Genomic DNA, 5,232 nt, shown 5'->3' with positions numbered 1-5,232 from the left:
GTCAGCCACAGCGACACAATGACCTCGCCGGCGGTAATTATCCCCATCCTATTGGCCATGACCCTCATGGGGATTTACCTGGCGCAACTGCGGGTTTATCCTGAAAAAGAATTTTCGGCTTTGCGTGGTCGCAAATTCACCCCGGTTCTGATCGAGTTGACCTATAAACGCCAGATGATGATGGTCATCTTGGATTTCGGCCTGGTCTCTTTCTCTTATTATCTAGCTTACCGCTTAAGATTCGACGACTATGATTTCAACTACTTTTTTCAGGTGTTCCTGAAATCCCTTCCTGTGATCATTTCCGTCAAAATGGTCGTTTTTTATGTGACTGGAATTTACAGGGGATTCTGGCAATACATCAGCACACGCGATGTTTTCCAGTATGCGCGCAGCTCCTTTTTCGCTACATTGGCTGCAATTGCCTGTGTCACCATTTTCTTTCGTTTTAACGATTTTTCCAAAGGCGTTTTCATCATCGATTGGATACTGACAACCGTATTTTTACTGGGCACTCGGGGATCGTTTCGGATTTTTACGGAAACGATGAAACGAAAAACACTGGCCGGGGATCAGGTGGTCATCTATGGTGCGGGAAGGGGAGGGGAGCTGTTGCTGCGTGAGATTTTGAACAACAAAGCCCTGAATATCAACCCTGTGGGTTTTTTGGATGACGATCCCCTTAAAAATGGAAAGAAAATTCAAGGATTTCCGATTATGGGAAATTTTGACAAATTATCCGAGTTGAAAAATAAACATGCCATTCGCGGGGTGCTTCTCTCGTTTAACGGCCCGGCCAATGCAGCGGCGTGCCAGGCAGCGGCTCGATACTGCCGACAACACGAGCTATTTCTTAAAAAATTTTCCATCCAACTGGAACCCGTCGATCTGATGGAAAAGGTTTAGTTTTTTGGCGCACGCAGCGGTCACTATAATCTGACCCAAACTGAGCGATTCACCTTTCTCGAAGAAGGTCGATTGGTAACGATTACGGTTGGGTACCATCGATTGTTGTATTCAAAAGGTGAAACCCATTGGGTTTGCCGATCTCACCCCATCTTCGGCGTTAGACATCGTCGCGCATAGTCCACTATAGCGCGACGACATCTGCCTTGAATCTGCGGCAAGCTCGACAATCGCAGTTTGGGTCTGAGTTAGAATCTGAAGAATTGCCGATATGAAAAATAAATCGACAGACATGGTTAATCTGAATACGCCAATAATCGGTGATGAGGTGGATCGTACCCGGATTGGCAAAAAGGCCACCATCCACCCCGGGTGCAGACTGCTTGGCAGCAAAACCCTGATTTGTGACGGCGCTGAACTGGGATTTGAAGCGCCCGTTACCGTGAACAACTGCTACATCGGCCCCAATGTAAAATTGAAAGGCGGCTATTTCGAAAATGCCGTCTTTCTGGAGGGCGCCGAAGCCGGTTCCGGGGCCCATGTACGATCGGGAACCATCTTCGAAGAACAGGCCAGTATCGCCCATACCGTGGGGTTGAAGCAGACCGTCCTGTTTCCCTTTGTAACCCTGGGCAGCCTGATCAATTTCTGCGACTGTTTCATGGCCGGTGGCACCAGCCGGAAAAACCACAGCGAGGTCGGCAGTTCCTATATTCACTTCAATTATACACCCAATCAGGACAAGGCCACGGCATCTCTCATTGGAGATGTTCCCAATGGGGTGATGCTCAATCAGAATCCGATTTTCTTAGGCGGGCAGGGGGGGCTGGTGGGCCCTTGCCGCATCGCCTATGGGACGCTGATTGCGGCGGGTTCGGTATATCGCAAGGATCAGCTCAAGCCGGATCGACTGGTTTTCGAAGGCGGGGGCAGGGGAGGCAGTGTTCCCTATTCCACGGGCATATACCGGAATGTCAAGCGTCAAGCATTTAACAACATCGTATACCTGGCTAACCTGGTGGCCTTGATGGCCTGGTACACCCATATCCGTCGTCGATTTATCGGAGAACGGTTTCCCCAGGCGCTTTATGAGGGATTGATCGATACGTTACACTTGGCTATTTCCGAAAAGATCAAGCGATTTACGGGATTTTGTGAAAAGCTGAAGGAATCCGGTAAGCTATATCAGCAGCAGATGGGCGATAGCGCTTCCGCCAACCTCATCCTTCAAAAGGATCAACTGGTCAACAACCGGGATCAAGCCGGTGATCTCATTCGTCGTTGTTTGGATAGCATCGACAGTTATCAAAACCAGGCATTCTTGTCGATCATCCGTAGACAAATCGATCGCGTCGGGCCCGGCTACATTGATGTAATCAAAAGCCTGGATACTGACGAGGCCTCGCAGGGGACACTCTGGCTTCAACAGATCGTTGATGAGGTAACCGGGCGGATGCTGGCGTTGTTTCCGGCGATCCGGTAGCTTGCTTGGCTACGGGTTCGATATACGAAAGGTTTATGCAGCTGGCTTCCCCTTGCAGAAGAAGCACAACAGGTTAAACACTTGACTCCGCGGAAATATCGCTTTACTTTGAAGTAAGACAAAAGGGGGGCGGATATGCCGTTAGCCAAACTTAGCAGTAAATCACAAATTGTTCTTCCGGTGGCCATTCGAAAGAGATTGAAAATTCAGCCGGGAGACGAACTGGAAATTACCACAAAAGAAAATGAAATCATTATCCGAAAAGCGGCTGTTTCGGCCACCGAAGCTCTTGATGCATGCGGTTCCGACATTTGGCGGCGATACGAAGAAGAGCTTGACCAGGCGCGGGACCTGTGGAGTTAAGGCCTGAAAAACTTCCTCAAGAGCAGATTTACGCTCTTGACACCGTCACACTGATCTATTTTCTCGAACGTCATCCTCATTACTATCGACACGCAAAGGCTCTTTTCCAGCGGATCGAAGCCGGAGAAATTTCGGCGGTATTCTCCTCGCTGGTCTTTGCCGAGCTTCTGGTCCCGGCTTTTCGTTCCGGCGAAAAGCAGCGTGCACAAACGATTGTCCGGATTCTTTCACACTTTCCCAATCTCACGGTCATACCGTTAACGACAGAGATTTCGACTGCCGCAGCCCGGTTACGCGCCGGCTATGGATTGCGCACTCCCGACGCCATCCATGCAGCAACCGCTCTGGAGTCTGGGGCCAAGGGCTTTATAACTAATGATAGAGCGTTTCAAAAAATTGCGACAAACGATTTTGCGATTTGGCTATTCGGAGGCTGAATCGCGATAGCGAGCAAACTTATAGCCGATTTCATCCTTAAGGAGTTAAATTATTGGGCAAACTATTCGGAACCGATGGCATCCGTGGTGTTGCCAACCAATATCCGTTGGATTGCGAAACAGCGCTTAAGGCGGGAAGGGCCATCGCTGCTTATTTCGATGCTGAGAAAAAGGTCTCTGGCCGTTTTATAATCGGTCAGGATACACGGATCTCCGGGGACATGCTCGTCAGTGCGCTCGCGGCCGGTATCTGCTCCATGGGTAAAGATGTGCATCTGAGCGGTGTCCTTCCCACACCGGGGGTGGCATATCTGACCGCAACCCAAGGATTTGATGCCGGCATCGTGATTTCCGCATCCCACAATCCATTTTATGACAATGGCATCAAACTATTTAAAGGTGACGGATACAAGCTCTCCGATGGTGCCGAGCGGGCCATCGAGCAACTGATCAACGATGATGGGGCGCTTTATCGTAAAAGCCAAACGATCGAACGGGTGGGGTCGATTCATCACCTCGATAAGGCCCAGAGCGATTATCGACGGTTTCTGCAAAATTGCCTTTCCACGGGACCTTCGCTGGCAGGAATGAAGCTTGTCGTTGACTGTTCCAATGGTGCCGCCAGCCAAATCGCACCGCGACTCTTCGAAATGCTTGACACAATGGTGAAACCCATTTTTTGCGAGCCGGATGGAATCAATATCAACGACAGCTGCGGCTCCCAGCATCCGGGTGCGCTGGTCAGGATGGTTATGTCTGAAAACGCCGACCTGGGTTTGGCCTTCGATGGGGATGCCGATCGATTGATCGCGGTGGATGAGAAAGGAAGGGTGCTTTCCGGCGATCAAGTGATGGCCATCTGTGCCAAAGACATGAAGCTAAAAGGGCAGTTGGCCAACCCGGTGGTGGTCACCACGGTCATGAGCAACATGGGCTTTGGCACAGCACTTAAGAAATTGGGCATCGGTCACATCAAGGCCCGGGTCGGGGACCGCCATGTCATGCAGGAGATGGTAAAGGCCGGCGCTGTTTTAGGTGGTGAAAATTCCGGACACATGATCTTTTTAAACCATCATACGACGGGAGACGGCATGCTGGCAGCCCTGAAGCTTATGCAAGCCATGCGGTCATCGGGAAAACCCCTGTCAGAATTGGCAACGGTCATGACCGTTTTTCCGCAATGCCTGATCAATGTGGATGTGAAATCGAAACCGGAAATCGATACAATCGATGCGGTCATGCGGGCAATTCACAGTGTGGAAAACGAACTCAATGGCAACGGAAGGGTGCTCGTTCGCTATTCGGGCACTCAGCCACAGTGCCGGGTGATGGTTGAGGGACCCACTGAACAGGAAACAAGAACCTTTTGCCGGCAGATTGCATCGGAGGTGGCAAAGGAGTTAGGGTGACGACGGAGGTCGGAGGTCAGGTGACTGAAATCTGAAAACAGAAGACGGACAGAAAAAAAAACCCCTGCACCATGAGCAATCATGATTCAGGGGTTTTTTTTTATTTAGTCGCGGCTGCCGCCGAATATCATCAGCATGTACTGGAACATCAGGATGAAATCAAGGTAAAGCGTCAGTGCCCCGATGATTGCGCCCTTTCTGACCACTGCGGCATCCAGGCCAGTCGGTTGAGAAATGGCCATGGATTTGAGCTTCTGGGTGTCGTAGGCGGTCAGCCCGGTAAAGACCAGCACGCCGATATAGCTGATGATCATCTGCATGGCCGGGCTTTTCAGAAAAATATTGACGATGGATGCGATGATGATGCCGATCAACCCCATGAACAGGAAGTTGCCGAGTCCGGTGAGATCGCGTTTGGTCACCCAGCCAAAGACACTGCACACCGCAAAGGTCCCGGCGCAGATGAAAAAGGTGGAGGCAATGGATGACATGGTGTAAGCAAGAAAAATGAATGCCATTGTGGCACCATTAAGGGCCGCATAAAACATGAACATTCCGGTGGCGGTTGATGCCTGCATTTTGTGTACGCGGCTGGCAAGCATGAAAACCAGTGCCAATTCTCCGATAAAAAAGA

Annotated in this window: 6 protein-coding genes; 5 read left to right on the top strand and 1 reads right to left on the bottom strand. The window is 50.5% G+C overall.

Annotated elements, in window-relative coordinates:
• The 5 genes from QNK41_RS11420 to glmM form a co-directional block, all read left to right on the top strand.
• A partial coding sequence (locus QNK41_RS11420) for a nucleoside-diphosphate sugar epimerase/dehydratase (protein ID WP_413815144.1) occupies nucleotides 1–906 on the top strand: 906 nt, incomplete at its 5' end.
• Between the two features lie 271 nt (nucleotides 907–1,177).
• Nucleotides 1,178–2,389: a protein GlmU gene (locus QNK41_RS11415; protein WP_319256852.1), complete on the top strand. Its 1,212-nt coding sequence runs from the start codon at nucleotides 1,178–1,180 to the stop codon at nucleotides 2,387–2,389.
• Between the two features lie 135 nt (nucleotides 2,390–2,524).
• On the top strand, nucleotides 2,525–2,752 hold the full coding sequence (locus QNK41_RS11410; RefSeq protein ID WP_319256849.1) for an AbrB/MazE/SpoVT family DNA-binding domain-containing protein: 228 nt from the start codon (nucleotides 2,525–2,527) through the stop codon (nucleotides 2,750–2,752).
• Entirely contained in the window at nucleotides 2,743–3,189 is a 447-nt protein-coding gene (locus QNK41_RS11405; RefSeq protein WP_319256847.1) for a PIN domain-containing protein, read from the top strand. The genes QNK41_RS11410 and QNK41_RS11405 overlap by 10 nt, the downstream gene beginning before the upstream one ends.
• A 53-nt stretch (nucleotides 3,190–3,242) precedes the next feature.
• Nucleotides 3,243–4,598, top strand: a complete 1,356-nt coding sequence (gene glmM, locus QNK41_RS11400) for a phosphoglucosamine mutase (protein WP_319256845.1) — start codon at nucleotides 3,243–3,245, stop codon at nucleotides 4,596–4,598.
• 104 nt (nucleotides 4,599–4,702) lie between these two features.
• On the opposite strand, the gene QNK41_RS11395 is transcribed toward glmM, so the two are convergent.
• The coding region (locus tag QNK41_RS11395) for a Bax inhibitor-1/YccA family protein (protein WP_319256843.1) at nucleotides 4,703–5,232 on the bottom strand (530 nt) is incomplete at its 5' end.

The sequence above is a fragment of the Desulfosarcina sp. genome (assembly GCF_033791525.1).
GTDB lineage: Bacteria > Desulfobacterota > Desulfobacteria > Desulfobacterales > Desulfosarcinaceae > Desulfosarcina.
This window is presented reverse-complemented; position numbering and strand designations above follow the sequence as displayed.